Here is a 16146-nt window from a genome sequence, read left to right on the forward strand (position 1 = left end):
GTAATTAACTCATAATTTTGCCGGAAATATCATTCTACTATGTATTTGTGTAATTAATTGTGTCTGACTACTTACTAGACAAATGACGCTGATTCTCTAGAAACACTAGACAGCTACTAGACAACTACTACCATCTAACTAGACATAATGCTAGACAGATGCTAGCATTTAACTAAACAACAACTAGACAGGTACTAGACATGACAGACAGATGCCAGCTTAATTTGAGATTGGACGGCCGCCGAGACTTGCTCGAAACCATTAAAGATGTCGCAGCAGCAGAGGGTTTGAGCGTCAACGCTTGGGTAGTGCGAACTTTGGAGCAAGCGACCAACCATGCAATAGCAGCGCCGACAACCCAACCTCAAACACAAGTGTCCGAAATTTCGGACATCGAACCAGTGCTAGACAAATTGCTAGACACTAAACTAGACACTCTGCTAGCGGCTAAATTAGCAGGGATTGAAGAACGCTTGGGAAAATTGAGTGCCTGAGTGATGGCAACGATGAATCATTCAGGCAGGGATTGAAAGCGGCCAACAAGCAACTTGCAGAATGGGATGCAGAACTCAATCAGTTACACGAGCGCAACGGCGATTTGGGACTGAAGGTGCAGATGTTGGAGCAAGAACTCAAGGAAGCGCGGCGCGATCGGGAAGCAAATAAAAACTTGGCTCCGACCGTCGCAGAATTTCCAGAGCCGGCCGACTTACTCAACCAGTTGAAAGCGCGGCGCAAAAAGTCGAGGGCAGACTTGGCTGATATGGAGGCACTGTTGGAGATACTCAGCTACTTAAAAGAGTCGGACTGAGCGAAGGATGAGCGGAAAGTGGAATATCCTAGAGGGTAATAAATCTGAAACCCGTTACCTGTAAAGAGTCAAAGTCAATCGGGATGACAGGATTTGAACCTGCGACCCCCTCGTCCCGAACGAGGTGCGCTACCAAGCTGCGCTACATCCCGAAATTAGTCACTATATTTTTAGCCTATCATACTCAAGTCAAAATTGAGCAAGCTCGTATATAATTATTTGATAATTATTTGTAAAATACTACTCAGGCGGAGACAGACGTGACAGTTAAGCCCCAGTGGTTGCGAGTTAAAGCCCCCCAGTGGGAGCGCGTCGGCAACGTCAAAGAAATTTTGCGGGATTTATCCCTGAATACGGTTTGCGAGGAGGCGTCGTGTCCGAATATCGGCGAATGCTTCAACGCAGGTACTGCGACATTTTTGATTATGGGCCCGGCTTGTACCCGCGCCTGTCCTTACTGCGACATCGATTTTGAGAAAAAGCCCCAACCTTTAGATCCCACGGAACCCCAAAGATTGGCGCAAGCAGTGCAGCGGCTCAAACTCAACCATGTCGTGATTACCTCTGTCAACCGGGACGATTTACCGGATGGGGGCGCGTCTCGGTTTGTCGAGTGCATTCAAGCAGTGCGATCGGCGATGCCCGATACAACTATAGAAGTTTTGATTCCCGACTTGTGCGGCAACTGGCAGGCTTTAGAAATCATTCTCGCAGCCCGGCCAGAGGTACTCAACCACAATACCGAAACCGTAAAGCGACTTTACCGCAAGGTGCGGCCGCAAGGAAAGTACGATCGCACCTTGGAACTATTGCAGCGAAGCCGCGAACTCGCACCTGGGGTTTACACCAAATCCGGCATCATGGTGGGACTGGGAGAAACAGACGCCGAAATTCGGGAGGCAATGCAAGACTTGCGGGCTGTCGGCTGCGATATTTTAACAGTTGGACAGTACCTGCAACCGACTCAAAAGCACTTGAACGTAGAAAACTTTGTGCCTCCAGAACAGTTTGATGCTTGGAGAAAGTTTGGCGAATCTTTGGGATTCTTGCAAGTTGTCGCTTCTCCCTTAACTCGCAGTTCCTATCACGCCGAACAGGTAAGGGAACTGATGAAACTTTACCCACGCTAGCAATTTTAATTTGAGTTGACTCGCGCCCGTTAGCGAAGCCCTCGAAGAGGATCGCACCATTCTCACTAAAACCCGATCAACCGGGTAACAGCGAGGAAAAACTTGCGCTTTATATGCAGGCCAAGGGCAAAAAACCCGGTTTTAGATGCTGGTGTTCTGGGCGTGATGTTAAGCGGGAAGCAGCAGCGAACAGCAAAACAATTATCGATCAATCGTCGCCTCCAAGTCGCGACTTACCCAAAAGAAATCCAGAAACCGGGTTTCTTGCTCAAACTTCTAGGTTTTAATCCAGAAATTTGAGCAAGAAACCCGGTTTTTGCGTCAGCCAATAACTGGGTACTGGGGACTCTAGCAACTCTGAAACCCATATTCTATAATGGATTAAACTTCTGCGCTCACTGCCGCGTATTTAATCAACAGCGCCGAGTTATATAAAGTTTTATTAAAAAAATGGCTAATTTTCCGAAGTGATCGGGAACCAGGTTATTGGTGATGAAGATTAACTTAACTTCTGACTAACGTCACTTGTTTCTAGCCAGTCACTATCTATACTAGCTACATAAACAAAGAAGTACAACACACTTTTCGGGCCTTCAACCTGTTACATCAGAAAGTTCTTAGCGTTTTCCAGAATCTTGGTAAAACAAGTGGGGCAGCAAAAGTTCGATCGAACAACAGCAGAAAAGTCAGAAAAGTTACTAAAGAAACACAAAGCGGTGATGCTTCGTCTTAACCAAATGGGCATCTTAATTATAAATAACCGCTAAGCGTAGCATCTTTTCACCCGGAGCCACTGAGAAAATCACTATGCCAGCCACCTCTTTTTACGCTGAAGCTGAATTCGACGAACAACTGCGAGTCAATCCCTTGCAAGGTGATGTGTTGGATGAAGATGCTGAAGAAGCTGGAGACGAACTGCTCGACCAAGACCCAGCAGAGACCGAAGATGCAGACCCAGCAGCCAAATTGCAAAAAAATGCCAGCCGTCGCACTACAGATTTAGTGCGCCTGTACCTCCAAGAAATAGGTCGGGTTCGTCTCTTGGGTAGAGACGAAGAAGTCTCGGAAGCTCAAAAAGTTCAGCGCTATATCAAATTGCTGGAATTACGCAACACCGTCGCCTCCCAGGAAGAAGGGCTAATTGGGCGCTTCGTGCATTTAATTGAGGTGCGCGATCGGTTAGCAGCACAGTTGGGACATAAACCTTCCCTGGAACGCTGGGCATTAACCGCCGGTGTCAGTGACGTGCCAGAACTCAAGCGAATTATGTCTGAAGGCAAGCGCCAGTGGGCCGAGTTAGCCGAGATGACGGTCGAGACGATCGAAAGAATTCAAGCTGAAGGCGTCGAAGCTAAAGACCACATGATTAAGGCGAACCTGCGCCTGGTGGTTTCGGTGGCGAAAAAATATCAAAATCGCGGTTTAGAATTGCTCGACTTAATACAAGAAGGTACTCTGGGACTGGAGCGAGCTGTAGAAAAGTTTGACCCGACGCGGGGCTATAGGTTTAGCACCTATGCCTACTGGTGGATTCGGCAGGGAATTACGCGGGCTATCGCCACTCAAAGCCGCACCATTCGCCTCCCCGTCCACATCACCGAAAAACTTAACAAAATCAAAAAAGCCCAGCGCAAAATTTCTCAAGAAAAAGGTCGGACAGCTACGATCGAAGACATCGCTGTCGAGTTGGACATGACAGCGCCCCAAGTCCGAGAAGTTTTGTTGCGAGTACCCCGTTCTGTTTCTTTGGAAACTAAAGTGGGCAACGAAAAAGATACAGAGTTGGGCGACTTGCTAGAAACCGACAGCATCTCCCCAGAAGAAATGCTGATGCGAGAAGCTTTGCACCGCGACTTGCAGCAACTGCTGGCAGATTTGACCAGCCGCGAGCGAGATGTAATTCTGATGCGCTTTGGTTTGGGTGACGGACACCCCTATTCGCTGGCAGAAATCGGTCGCGCCCTCGACTTGTCCCGCGAGCGCGTCCGTCAAATTGAAGCCAAAGCTTTGCAAAAACTCCGCCAACCTAAGCGTCGCAACCGCGTCCGCGACTATCTGGAGTCTCTGACTTAAATTTGGCCGGTCAGTCAGCGCGATTAATCAGGGAGCAAGGCATTTGGCACTTGTGCAGAAGGCATGAGGCATTCGGCAGAAGTAACAATATTTACTTCTCAACCACTTCTCTGTCCTCTGCAGCAAGTCAATCGATTTTAGATTTTAGATTTTAGATTTTAGATTTTAGAATTGAAGCCTTGACCCCACGGATAAATTCGGGGGGCAAGTTTCATCGGATACAGGTTTTTTATTTCTGGGTCCTGAGTCTCCGAAGGAATGAATCCGGGGGCTTGTATCCTGGATGCTTTCAGTCATAAAGCTTGTTAAAAGTCAAAAAATATCAAAAACCAAATTTTTTCCTCAATCTTTTTTCAATAAGCTGTGATATTTGCAAAATATCTCGATCGTTGTGTATTATTGTCAATAGGCAGACTTTCTTGAGAGGGTCACTATGGCACTTTATACCGCGTCCTCATTCAAATCCGAACTCAATGACAAAGGCTGGCGGATGACTCCCCAACGGGAAACCATCTTGCACGTGTTTCAGAACCTCCCCAAAGGCAATCACCTGAGTGCAGAGGATTTGTACACTTTGTTAAAAAATCGCGGAGAAAATATTAGCTTGTCCACCATTTACCGAACTTTAAAGTTAATGGCAAGGATGAGCCTCCTCCGCGAACTCGAACTAGCAGAAGGTCACAAACACTATGAAATAAACCAGCCTTACCCGCATCACCACCACCACCTAGTCTGCGTTCAGTGCAACAGAACGATCGAATTTAACAACGATTCGATTTTGAAAATTGGCATGAAGCAAGCTGAAAAGTCTGGGTTGCACCTGCTAGACTGCCAGCTAACCATTCATACGGTGTGTCACGAAGCTTTGCGGATGGGATGGCCGTCTTTGGTTTCCAGCAATTGGTCTTGTCCGAGGTCGATCGCCCACAACGGCAGCAGCGCCCCGGATTCAATCGAGTGACATTACACTATTTTCGCATTTCAAGTATGACTTGTTACAACTTTTAACAAAACTTGGTAGCCCAAGTGCGATCACAGTTACGCGGAAACCGGGTTTCTTAGGAAAAATACATCATTTCAGGAATGAGCCGGAAACAAGAAACCCGATTTCTTTGATGTAGCGTCCGCAAGCGTGGGGCTAAAAAGTTTGGCTCAACAAATCGTCGCTGCTGATCCCGTAACTGCGCTGAGCTCGATCGAGAGCGTCTCTCGTCGAAGTATCCAAAACTCCGCTGATCGAGCCTGTGTAAAAGCCGAGGTCTTGCAGTCGCCTTTGTAATTGCTGAATGCTCGATCGAGAGTTGGAACTGCTGCTAATTGGAACAGCAGAAACAGCTACCCGCCCAGCTAATCCGTTTTGGATCGCAGCCAAAGTCGCCGGAGTGGCAATACCCGTCGCCGGTGACAAATTGCGTTCCTGCTGAAACGACAGCACCGCAAACTCGGTCTCGGCTCCAAATACTCCGTTCACCGGGCCGGGGTTTTTGCCCAGACTTCTGAGCGTAGACTGAAGCTGTCGGACAGCAGGCCCAGTATCGCCCCGTCGCAGACCAGCGGCAATTTGCGGCACAGGCGCTGCAGCCTGCCTGTTGCCTTGCCGCAAAGCCGATCGAGTGCTGCGATCGACTCTTCCAGTCCCGAACATCCCGCTATCTCTCTGAAAGCGGATCAAAGCTGCCTGAGTTGGTCGATCGAACCAACCGTGAATCTGGCTCCTGTAATAACCCAATTCTTGCAGCCGCCGCTGGACAAATTCTACTTGTCGGCCTCTGTCGCCCAACTCCAGAAAATCTCCGGCATTACTCTGTTGGTCATCTTCCTCAGTCCAGGAGGTAATTTCAGCTTGCCTCATCTGGGCATCAATAGCAGTCAAAGTAGCAGTGTCAGCGCAGCCGTCAGAAATGAGATTGTAATCTTGCTGAAAACGAGTCACAGCGTAGAGAGTGCGTTCCCGAAACTTGCCGTCAACGCCGCCTTCAAAATAGCCCAAAGCTTTTAATTGCCGCTGGATCAAGTCTACCGTCGCCCCTCTGTCGCCGAACCGCAGCCCCTTGCAACCGCCATTTCCCGAAATATTCCCTGGAAGCGTAACGGGGGGAACAGGCCGGGTGGAACCAAACAGCAAAGCTAAAGTTTGCCTATCGGCAATTCCAGTTACCCGCAGTCGATTAATTCGCTGGAAGTATCTAACCGCATTTTGAGTAACTTCGCGAAAACTCCCTGTGGGATGGGCGCTGAAGTAGCCTAGCTGCTTCAACCTGCGCTGGAGAGCAGAAACATCTGCACCCGCGTTTCCAAAACGCAGCTCCCGATAATTTGTATAAATAGTATTAAAAGGCCGATCGTCATCCCCGGCAAAACTGTTGAGTGCTATCACAGTAGCTCGATCAGGCCTACCAGTCAGCGACAGTTGATAGTCTCGCTGAAAGTTAGCCAGCGCTTGTTGAGTAACCGGGCCGAGTTGACCTGTCGAAGATCTGGGAAAATAACCGAGTTCCCGCAACCTGTCTTGAACCGCTCGCACATTCGGATATCCCGGATCTATTTGAGCAAAAGCCGAACCGGCTGCACTCAAAACCGACAGCATCAAAGCCAGAGATAGCAAACGGACGTAAGCCTGACTCGATAGGTTTTGCCACTTGGGCGCATCAAAATTTTTCGACTCTGCGGGTGCTTCGCAAACAAGAGCAAGTTCGAGGTAAGCAAGAGATTCCATAATTTTTTAGTGTGAAATTGTGGGTGGGTTGTGTGAGCAAACTGCCAAAAATGATTTTTGGTACGCTTGGCTTGGATTCTATCAACGCTAAGTTCTACTTGGAAAGCGCGAAGCACCCGTGTTTATAAAAAATTTACTGTCAAAAATAATTACAGGTAACACCCAAGATAGCATTGCTCCTTCTAGAGACGCGAGACTCAGCAAAAAAGTTTGCAGGCATAGTCTTAGCCTTTAAGGCCAAAAGACAATAAGTTCTGGGGTAGTGCTGGCTAATATTTTATCTGGCTGCCGCAGAAATTACCACAAGACTTGGGCGCAGTTTGTCATCATCTTAATTGGTTATCTGGTAAAGAGCCTGAAATAGCAGTTTTTTTGTTAAAAAACGCGGCTTCTTCATGTGGCGAGTGCGTCTGGGAAAGTACCGCTGATTAACCAAAAAACTAGCGACTAAAAATCCCCACTTTTGCTAGTTGCAAATCGGGCGGGGATTTCTTTAGAAGTTGACTTTGTAGTAAAAAATCGACGATCGCTTAAATTAAGCCGAACCGATCGCAAATTACAGCTACTCCCGCTGCAAAAACAGTAATTGCGATGGCTACCAGCGGGTTTTGCCCTCTGCTAACCGCAAAAGAGGTAACGACCCCAGCTCCCAAAGCCGCAGTAACAGCAGCAGTCGCCAAATCTCTATCGGGACGTTTGTCGTACATATTTTTTATTGTTGGTAGCTGTTAAGCTGAAAACTTACATCTTGTAATCCAAGCTACCACTCTTGCCTGTTCGGCGGTGACAACAGCCTGCGTTTTGCAACTAACCTTAAAATTTTGCTAATTTTCTTAACATACTCTCCTGAATAACCTAAGTTAGGATTATGTATTTTCGAGTTTTTATGTTGAAGTTTAGCTCTTGAAACCTTTTGTCTGCTGGGCTTTCATGTCCAATTCAGGATTTTGCAGAGGCGATCGCACCTGCAGTGTCAGCGCATCAAACTGCAATCCCAAATATCGTAAATAAATTTAACTTGACTTTTTGTGATAAATGTGTATCTCGATAGTGGCAACAATAGACAGGAAAAAACCCGGCGTTGGTGAACAATTTTCACGCTGCGATTGCTTCGCTGCCCTCACAATGAGATGAGTATATTTGTTGTCTAGTCTAATTAGTATCTAAGTTTTATTCGCCCTCAATTCTTTCAGTATTGCCGCCTTTGACCCAACCTTCGCGATTGCCATCCTCAATCCGAATTCGCTGCCACTCTTTGTCGGGCGACTCTTCCAAAACTACGACTCTTTCCTTGTAACCAACACCGCCAATGCGGTTCGAGTCTCGGCTACCAGTATCGCGGAGAATTAAGCCGATCGGCTGAGTCACCATCGCGCGGTAAGCTCCTGGTTCCAGCGGTTTCGGAGACGGGGCATCGCTAGAGGTAGAAACAGAGCTAGCCTGGGCTGTTGACTTCGGCGCAGCGCCCGCAACCTGAGCTGGTGTTTTGTCGTTGGAAAAAACAGGTTTTTCGGGCACAGTAGTTAGCTTAGCGGCAAAGTAAAGTGCAGCAGCCACGCTAGCACCTGCCATCAGGACGATCGCGAGCAGAAAACCCACTAAAAATTTGAAAACGCTATATACAGTGTTCATAAAACCGCAAATGAAGGAAGAAGGAAGAAGGAAGAAGGAAGAGGGAAGAAGGTTGACTGTTGAGTGTTGACTGCTGAATGTTGAGTAAAATCTGGTAACTGCCAACTGACAACTGGCTAGTAACTACTGACTACTGACTTCAAAAGCTTAGCCTTGAATCCGGCGGCTCAAACTGCCGTATCTAGAAGCAAGGCGAGCTTTCCCAGCAGCGGCCCAATCTTGGAGAAACTGGATTTGTTCTTGAGCCGTTCTGGCTAAGGGCACCATCTGACTAGCTGATTCTAAAATATCATCTGTGGTAAAGTCTCGATTTTGGCTAAACCCAATGTGCATTGCTTCAATCAAAGTTTGCTCGATTTCGGCCCCTGAAAAATCGGGAGTTTCGTAAGCCAAGCGCTCTACATCGTAATTTTTGATGCTGTGCGATCGCAACCGCAACAAATGTACCTCAAAAATCGCCCGCCGTTCCTCCTGGCTGGGCAAACCCACAAAAAATATTTCGTCAAACCTGCCTTTTCTCAGCATTTCTGGCGGCAAAGACTGGATGTTGTTGGCTGTTGCGACTACAAACACCGGCGAAGTTTTTTCTGCCAACCAAGTAATAAAAGTCCCGAACACGCGGCTGGTTGTCCCGGAATCCCCTTTACCGTCTAATCCCGCAAAAGCTTTGTCAATCTCGTCAATCCACAGCACGCAGGGGGCCAAAGCTTCCGCTAGCTGAATCATTTGCCTGGTGCGGGATTCGGATTCTCCGACTAATCCGGCAAACAAGCGCCCGACATCCAACCGCAGCAAAGGCAAATGCCAGTGGTGGGCGATCGCCTTTGCAGTTAAGGATTTTCCGGTTCCTTGAATTCCGACTAACAACAAACCTCTGGGATGCGGCAAACCGTATTGGCGGGCTCGATCGGAAAAAGCACCGCCGCGCCGCAGCAGCCATTCTTTGAGATTGTCCAAACCGCCGATATCGGATATATTTTCGCGGGCTGGGTAAAAATCCAGAATTTGAGTTTGGCGAATTGTTTGGCGCTTTTCTTCTAAAATCAGTTCCGCGTCGTCGGGATGGAGTTCGCCTCTGGTGGCGATCGCCTTTGCCAAAACTCGGCGGATTCGTTCGATCGACAGGCCTTGACAGGAGCGGACTGTTTCGTCCAGCAAACGCCCTTCAATGGCTTGTCCGGTAGCCCCTAACAGCCTTTCTACCTCACTTTTGATTTCCGCCGCCGCAGGCAGGGGAAACTCCAAAACTGTCATCACTTCGCTGAGGTCTTCCGGGATCGAAATTAGAGGAGATACAATGACAATGTTTTTGGGCACTGATTTGAGGAGTCTCGCCAAATTCCGCAGCTTGCGGGAAATCGAGACATCTTCCAAAAACCGCTGAAAGTCGCGCAGAATAAAAATTGCCGGCGCGGTGGCGGGCAATTTTTCGAGAAATTCCAAAGCTTGCAGCGGGTTGCGCTTGCCAAAACCAGCATCGTTGGGATTGCCTTGGTAGCCATCAACAAAATCCCAGATGTAGACGGCGCGAGAACCTTGTTTTTTGGCACTTTGGGCGATCGCCGCTTCTACGCGCTCTTCCTCCCGTGTGGGAATGTAAATTAGGGGGTAGCGCGATCGCAGCAGCAGTTCAAACTCGTCGCTAAAAATAGTCATTAGTCAGTTGTCAGTGGTTAGTTGTTAGTGGTCAGTGGTTATTTATTATTTGTTATTTATTATTTGTTATTAGCTAATGCCCACTGCCAACTGTCCACTGCCAACTGACTAAGGCAATTGCCGTTTAAGTGCTTCCAGAGAGGCCCAGCGACTGTCTGAGACTGTTTCGGTGCTTTCTGTATTTGCATCATCAGTTAAAGAAATTCCCGGACATTCAGTATCGCATATCTGTTTGTGCGGCAGTTCCAAACACATTTGCTCGTACACCCAATCGCCCGGAGAGAAATAGCCACCTGGGGACAAATTTTCCACCAAATCTTCTAAAGCAACTTCTATTTCTGCTGAACTGGAATCTGTTTGATTTGCTGTTTCTTCGAGCCAGATTAGTTCCGATGAGTTGAGTGCCAAACGATGATTGTATTGTTTCAAGCATCTGTGGCAGGTGAGAGTAACAATTGTTTCTGCTTTTGCCTTTACCTCAAGATAATTCCCTTGGTGAGTCACTTGCAGTCGCCCTCGCACCGGAGTAAGAGTTTCTAAATCGGGGATAAATTGTTCAAAATCAATGACCTCTTTCCGCTCAGTTTTTGTGAGTAGATGAGGGATATAAATTGTCTCCATAATCTTTTGCCTTCCTACTTCTTGAATTCAAAGGTCAAAAGGAATAGTTAATTTTTAACTTCTTCCTTCTTCCTTCTTCCTTCTTCCTTCTTTAGCGTCAGCGCAGTCGCACTACCAAACGCCGATCGGGTTCTTGTCCTTGACTGTAAGTTTCTATATCCTCACATTCGCTCAAAAAGCTGTGGACTTGACGGCGTTCTGCCGAAGACAGCGATTTTATTTCAACTTCAACTCCTGTCGAGCGCGCTTGATCTGCTGCGTACTCTGCCATCGATCGCAATTCCTCTTGGCGGCGGATGCGATAGCCATTTAGTTCAACTGTATAAGGAATTGACTCCTCTACTTCCTGACCTATATTCTGAACCGTGTTACAGAGGTACTGAATGGCATCTATTACATTACCGTTTGGCCCGACTAAGATTGCAACTTGTTCTGGAGTCAGATTGCTTTCATCTATTGTCATCCAATAGCAATCTTTTTGTTGTTCGCATACCACTTTTGAAGGAATTGCGGACAGTTGTAGCAATTCTTCTAACCATGCCTGTCCGCGCTGCATTTGAGAGTCTTTCATTGTTGTTAAAATCAAGCCTTTTTCTTAGAACGCTTGGGCTCAAAGGGAAGTGCATCTAATCCTTGTTCTTTTTGGGTTTTCGCCTCTGCTTCGTCCACTATTTTTTGGAGGTTTTCGGGCAGCGGTTCTCGCGACAAAATAAACGATTGAACTGTTTGGAAGATGTTAGCAATCAGCATATACATCAACACGCCGGCGGGCAGCGGGAAGAACAAAAACATCCCTGAAAATATGACTGGCGTCAGTTTGTTAACTGTAGCCTGCTGGGGGTTGTCGTTTGGCCCTTGTGCTTGTCCTGAAAGGGTTTGGTTGATGTACAAACTGATGCCGAAGCCCAGGATCATTACCAAAATATCCCAGTGGATTGTACCGTCTGAGTCGATCGCGCCAACGCGGCCTAGAGCTTCAATAAACAGGAATCCTTTGTTACTAGCCAATCCAGGGATTGTGCCTTGAACTGTGGCTTCACCGGGCGCTAAGGCCGTGATGTTTCCCTGTTCATCTACCTTGATCAGATCTTCGCCTTTGATGACTTTCCAGCCGGGTTCAAAGTCGATTTCGCTCTTATTTTCTCCCGCTAAAACTTTGAGAGGTTTGCCCTCTGGGGTTTGAAAATTAATCTTGGTTGTGTCGCCGACTGCGAGTTTGTCGCCGCCTGGAATTACGCCCACAACAGGAGCATGAAAAGTACCTGTGACGTAAATATTTTGTGGCGGTGTAGCAAAAGCTTGCGGTTGAACAGATTCTATTTGTTCTTTCGGCAAAACTTGAACGTTGACGCTGTAATTTATGTCAGAAAACGGCGAACCCCGGAGCGTTGCAAACAGTGCAAACAGCACTGGCATTTGCAGCACCAAGGGGAAGCATCCTGCTAGAGGATTACCAAATTCTTTGTATACTTTGCTCATTTCCTCCTGCTGTTTTGCAGGATTGTCTTTATAGAGTTTTTGAATTTGATCTACTCGCTCTTTCATCAATGGCTGCGCTACTTTCATGCGCCGCATATTGCGAAGAGAGCCTGCGTTGAGAGGATAAAGAGCAAAGCGAATCACGAGCGTCAGAGCTACGATCGCTAAACCGTAGCTTGGCACGATCCCGTAGAAAAAATCTAGGATCGGAAGCATGAGGTTGTTGGAGAGAAACGAGATACCGAAATCCATTCGCTTTGAGTTAATTTAGGTGCTCTATGTTTGCTGTTGAGAACTATTTTTACCCGCTTAACGCGAGCCGCCTCAATTTTTAGGGTTTTGTCTCTATCTTAGGACATTGCCCGTCGATCGACCGCCCGGTCTGCGGGTTTGTTTTAATGAGTTTGGCAATACTCGCACTCACTTTACCCTGATTTGATGGCAAAGCGGTTCGGTTATTTAGCTTGGGCCGCGTTTGCTTTTTGAGCGGCTATGGGCAGTTTTTCGTTAATGTAGTCATACATTGCTCGAAATTTCGGCATAGCTCTGAGTTCCAAGCGGCTGCCATTTTTCATGGTGAGCACCATGTCTCCGTAAGTCCCGAAACCGCGAGGTACTGTGACGATTTTGACTATATCTGAGTAGATAACGTCTGTCTGCTCGCCCCCCATCCAACCGCTAGTTACGGACACTCGGCGGCTCGTGATCCGATACCGCAGCCACAGAGCCCGGACAATTGCTCCTACTGCGAGGGGTATTCCCACCACAGTCAGCCCCAAGAGTAAATTGAGGATCAAGTCTCCGGGCGCGGGGCCGCCTTCATAATATACTTCCTCTCGAATTCCCATCTAGTACCTCGGCTTCTACCAACAACTGCTCTAATTCTTGCAGAATTTCTGCATAATTGCACTCTTGTGCGATCGGACGCACGACAATTACTAAATCCCACCCTAATTTTAATCGGGGCAATAGCTGTCGCAAAGCTGCCCGAATCTGACGCTTAATCCGGTTGCGGACTACAGCGCGTTTGCTAACCTTCAGACTGATAGAAATGCCTGTGCGAGTTGGCTGCAAGGATTTTTCGGCTGTCGGTTTGCTTAATTCGACGCTTTTGTGTTTACGCAGAGCTCTTAAGCTGAAATGAGCGGAGTTGCGGCGCATTCCCTTGCGGTAAACGGCGCTGAAGTCTTTTCGGTGCTTGAGTCGGTTTGTCTCGGGCAACATGGTGGCTGCGATCGTTGAGGCCTCTCAACCTTGATGCAGTGCTAGACTGCGAGGCGGTGGCGACCTTTGCTGCGGCGAGCTTTGATTACCAATCGACCGGTTGCGGTACGCATTCTGGCGCGAAAACCGGATGTTCTTTTTCTTTTGCGGCTGGTTCCGTGCAGGGTTTGCTGTGTCATTTTGATTTCTCCCGGCTTGTTACTTTACTTTTGATTAATATTCACAATCTTCTAGTATACCATAGAGTTGTTTTGTTGGCAAATAATTTTAAATTCATGATATTAGTTTGTGGGTAATTTCCAGAAACCCGCTTTCTTTCGAGATATTTCGTATCCCAATTAAGATTATCCAAGAAAGCGGGTTTCTTAGCCTGTGGTTAATTCCCAGAAAAAGGTACTATGGATGTAGTTTTTGGAGGATTAGGGCTATGACTCCACAACCTAATGGAAAAGTGACGGTCGTCCGCACAGAAAGGGGGCTTACGATCGCGGGGACACGCATAACCCTTTATGATGTAATAGATCATCTCAAAGTCCAGTATCCCCCTAAATTCATTCGTGACGTATTTAACCTTACGGATGAGCAGTTACGCGCTGCCCTCTCCTACATTGAGGCGCACCAGACAGATGTAGAAGCTGAGTACCAAGAAGTTTTGAAATCAGCCGAAGAAACCCGGCAATACTGGGAAGAGCGCAACCGCGAACGCTTTGCTCGCATCGCGGCAACTCCTCCTCGCTCTGAATATGAAGCTATGCGAGTCAAACTTCAGGAACGAAGAGCGCAGCGGGAAGCCACAAAGCAATGATGATTCTGCCTGACTACAATTTGAATCGGCAAGCTCTCTAATGCACAAATGGCAGAATATTACGTTCGATTAGATGAGGCAGAAGCCACTAATAAAGTTGAGGTCGAGGAAACAGCTAAGTGACTTTGTGGATATTTCATACCGCTCTTTATTAGGAAAGTAAATTATGGATATTAATTCTCTAGCTGAACTAGAAAATTTAGAATCAACAATACAATCAGTTTTGGGAAACCTAAAACTGGGAGATGTCCTGCATTCACTGTATCTACTTAAAAAAAGCTCTCCTGAACTGGAACCTTTTATGATAGGAGGGGTCGCTTTATTTGCAATTAGATTTTGTCCTCCCAGTAAAACATCTCAACTAAGAAAAAATTATGATATTCGTAATATAGTCAATATTTCTAATGAATACTACTTGGCTGATCCTATAACTTTTGACAAGGATTTGCATGATAAATTCATTGATGAAAATCCCGTCTTTCTGCTGTTAAGAATTGTTAGTAGTCAATTCCCTTTTAAACCTGGTCTTTTTAGTGAATTCTCACGCCCAGCGTTATTGTTCCATGAAATTCCACAACAATTAAAAAACCTTCCAGGTATTCCTGAATTTGATTTTAACAGTAAATTTCAGGCTATCACTGGAGTTTCGGTTATCGATTTTATAACCATAGGTTTTGTAATCTATTCTGCATGTAGTGGAAATTTTAGCGTCAGCCAAAATTACTTCAAGAAGATGCGGAAACAGGGAATTAATGTAAGCGACCAATCTCTCAGAGCAGTCCTCAATCAACTGATAGCAGATAAGTCGAAATTGGTTCAACTATATGAGAAGCGAAAAAATCGAGATAGGCGTTTCCGAATGTATGATTTTAATCCTCTGTTTTCGTATCCAATTATTAGACCTTGCCAAAACAAGCAATTTTATACTCCGGACAAGGATTTTATTCATGCGCCTGTACCTGAGTTAGTCGCTTCAAGAATTTCAAGTGGAATTTTTTATCAAATGTTTAATACCTATGGTACTGAATTTTCTGAATATTTCGGCTTTGTTTTTGAACGGTATGTAGGTCTTGTATTGGAAAAATGTTTGTTGTCGGAGCAGCTATTATCAGAGTCAGACATCCGAAACTTCTATCCGGCTGAAAAAGGGAAAGCTCCAGATTGGATTATAGTTGATGGTTCAACAGTGCTTTTATTTGAATGTAAAGCAACTCGTTTTTCTAGAGCTGCACAAGCAATAGCCAGTGAAGATTCAGTCAAGAGTAGTCTAGCGCAAGTAAAGAAAGGCTTAAAGCAACTTGCTAGTTTCATATCTGCTTGTCAGGCTAAAATTTCTGAGCTTCAGAAGTTTCACCACTGTAGTACGTTTAAGCCAATTCTTGTTTCACTAGAACCACTATTTCTGATTAATAGCGAATTTTTTCGAGAGTATATAAATACCCTATTAACTGCCGAAGGAGTAACTGGACTTGACTGGCAAATACTTTCGATTGATGAGCTAGAAGCTCTACAACCTCATATTGCTGCTGGTTTTAACTTGTCTCAGGTTTTAGATGAATTACGAAATAAATCATTCAATGATGTTCATGAAAATTTAATATCTCAAACTAACAAAAGTTTTGCTGATTCTTTTTTGTATGATAAGCAGGAAGAGCTTTATCAGCGTCTTGGCCTTCCTGAATAAAGCCGTCCAGGAAATAGAAAAGGTGATAAACAGCATTGCTCGCAGGGCTCGCCACATAAGAGCCCCAATGCACACCGAGCGTCGGAAGGTTATCTCGTGGAGGTTCGAGGATATCTGCGGCGGGTGATTGGGAACGTTATCTCACTTCGTTTCTGAGTAGGGACAGGACAGAGCACAGATCGATCGCAGCAATTAGCTCGTGAAATTCTGCCTAAATGTTGCTTGGGCTCAGGTGCGATCGCCACAGATAGATTATTGCTCGAATTCCCGACTGAAAACTCAATTTATTACCCAATTTCTCGCACATTGGAGTTT

The 16146-nt window shown here is 46.4% G+C and carries 16 protein-coding genes, 1 tRNA gene and 1 pseudogene; 7 read left to right on the plus strand and 11 right to left on the minus strand.

What is annotated here, in order from left to right; translation table 11 throughout:
• The first annotated feature begins 200 nt into the window (after positions 1 to 200).
• Positions 201 to 494 (plus strand): hypothetical protein, encoded by a 294-nt coding sequence (locus QUB44_RS23155; RefSeq protein WP_333371123.1) that lies wholly within the window; start codon positions 201 to 203, stop codon positions 492 to 494.
• Between the two features lie 32 nt (positions 495 to 526).
• Entirely contained in the window at positions 527 to 811 is a 285-nt protein-coding gene (locus QUB44_RS23160; protein WP_333371125.1) for a flagellar alpha dynein, read from the plus strand.
• A 78-nt stretch (positions 812 to 889) separates the two neighbouring features.
• Here QUB44_RS23160 and QUB44_RS23165 read toward each other — a convergent pair.
• A tRNA-Pro gene (locus QUB44_RS23165) sits at positions 890 to 963 on the minus strand.
• 102 nt (positions 964 to 1065) lie between these two features.
• On the opposite strand from QUB44_RS23165, the pseudogene lipA reads away from it, so the two are divergent.
• The 3 genes and pseudogenes from lipA to QUB44_RS23180 form a co-directional block, all read left to right on the plus strand.
• A pseudogene (gene lipA / locus QUB44_RS23170) lies at positions 1066 to 1941 on the plus strand (lipoyl synthase); the annotation flags it as partial.
• 807 nt (positions 1942 to 2748) lie between these two features.
• The gene (gene sigC, locus QUB44_RS23175) at positions 2749 to 4014 is read left to right on the plus strand and encodes an RNA polymerase sigma factor SigC (RefSeq protein WP_333210576.1); all 1266 of its coding nucleotides are present in this window, start codon (positions 2749 to 2751) and stop codon (positions 4012 to 4014) included.
• A 433-nt stretch (positions 4015 to 4447) separates the two neighbouring features.
• On the plus strand, positions 4448 to 4975 hold the full coding sequence (locus QUB44_RS23180; RefSeq protein ID WP_190742311.1) for a transcriptional repressor: 528 nt from the start codon (positions 4448 to 4450) through the stop codon (positions 4973 to 4975).
• Positions 4976 to 5152: 177 nt separating this feature from the next.
• On the opposite strand, the gene QUB44_RS23185 is transcribed toward QUB44_RS23180, so the two are convergent.
• The 10 genes from QUB44_RS23185 to rpmH form a co-directional block, all read right to left on the minus strand.
• Complete coding sequence (locus tag QUB44_RS23185) at positions 5153 to 6730, minus strand: peptidoglycan-binding protein (RefSeq protein WP_333371128.1); 1578 nt, start codon at positions 6728 to 6730, stop codon at positions 5153 to 5155.
• A gap of 530 nt (positions 6731 to 7260) precedes the next feature.
• Positions 7261 to 7437 carry a hypothetical protein gene (locus QUB44_RS23190; protein ID WP_006632312.1) on the minus strand — a complete coding sequence of 59 codons (177 nt, stop codon included), beginning with the start codon at positions 7435 to 7437 and terminating at the stop codon, positions 7261 to 7263.
• 463 nt (positions 7438 to 7900) lie between these two features.
• Positions 7901 to 8362, minus strand: a complete 462-nt coding sequence (locus QUB44_RS23195) for an SH3 domain-containing protein (protein ID WP_333371130.1) — start codon at positions 8360 to 8362, stop codon at positions 7901 to 7903.
• A gap of 147 nt (positions 8363 to 8509) precedes the next feature.
• Entirely contained in the window at positions 8510 to 10018 is a 1509-nt protein-coding gene (locus QUB44_RS23200; protein ID WP_333371132.1) for an AAA family ATPase, read from the minus strand.
• Positions 10019 to 10126: 108 nt separating this feature from the next.
• Entirely contained in the window at positions 10127 to 10639 is a 513-nt protein-coding gene (locus QUB44_RS23205) for a YceD family protein (RefSeq protein WP_333371134.1), read from the minus strand.
• A 97-nt stretch (positions 10640 to 10736) separates the two neighbouring features.
• A complete protein-coding gene (locus QUB44_RS23210; protein WP_333039170.1) occupies positions 10737 to 11210 on the minus strand; it encodes a R3H domain-containing nucleic acid-binding protein in 474 nt (157 codons plus the stop codon).
• Between the two features lie 11 nt (positions 11211 to 11221).
• The gene (gene yidC / locus QUB44_RS23215) at positions 11222 to 12370 is read right to left on the minus strand and encodes a membrane protein insertase YidC (RefSeq protein ID WP_333371136.1); all 1149 of its coding nucleotides are present in this window, start codon (positions 12368 to 12370) and stop codon (positions 11222 to 11224) included.
• Between the two features lie 203 nt (positions 12371 to 12573).
• Positions 12574 to 12966: a PH domain-containing protein gene (locus tag QUB44_RS23220; protein ID WP_333106065.1), complete on the minus strand. Its 393-nt coding sequence runs from the start codon at positions 12964 to 12966 to the stop codon at positions 12574 to 12576.
• Positions 12938 to 13342 (minus strand): ribonuclease P protein component, encoded by a 405-nt coding sequence (gene rnpA, locus QUB44_RS23225; protein WP_333371138.1) that lies wholly within the window; start codon positions 13340 to 13342, stop codon positions 12938 to 12940. The genes QUB44_RS23220 and rnpA overlap by 29 nt, the downstream gene beginning before the upstream one ends.
• A 41-nt stretch (positions 13343 to 13383) precedes the next feature.
• A complete protein-coding gene (gene rpmH / locus QUB44_RS23230; RefSeq protein ID WP_006632320.1) occupies positions 13384 to 13521 on the minus strand; it encodes a 50S ribosomal protein L34 in 138 nt (45 codons plus the stop codon).
• Between the two features lie 248 nt (positions 13522 to 13769).
• Between rpmH and QUB44_RS23235 the strand changes: the two genes are divergently transcribed.
• Together QUB44_RS23235 and QUB44_RS23240 are read left to right on the plus strand one after the other, a co-directional pair.
• On the plus strand, positions 13770 to 14147 hold the full coding sequence (locus QUB44_RS23235; protein WP_333371141.1) for a DUF433 domain-containing protein: 378 nt from the start codon (positions 13770 to 13772) through the stop codon (positions 14145 to 14147).
• A 166-nt stretch (positions 14148 to 14313) separates the two neighbouring features.
• A complete protein-coding gene (locus tag QUB44_RS23240; RefSeq protein WP_333371143.1) occupies positions 14314 to 15831 on the plus strand; it encodes a hypothetical protein in 1518 nt (505 codons plus the stop codon).
• Positions 15832 to 16146 lie beyond the last annotated feature (315 nt).

This window comes from Microcoleus sp. AT3-D2 (assembly GCF_036705715.1).
In the GTDB taxonomy this organism is placed as follows: Bacteria; Cyanobacteriota; Cyanobacteriia; order Cyanobacteriales; family Microcoleaceae; genus Microcoleus.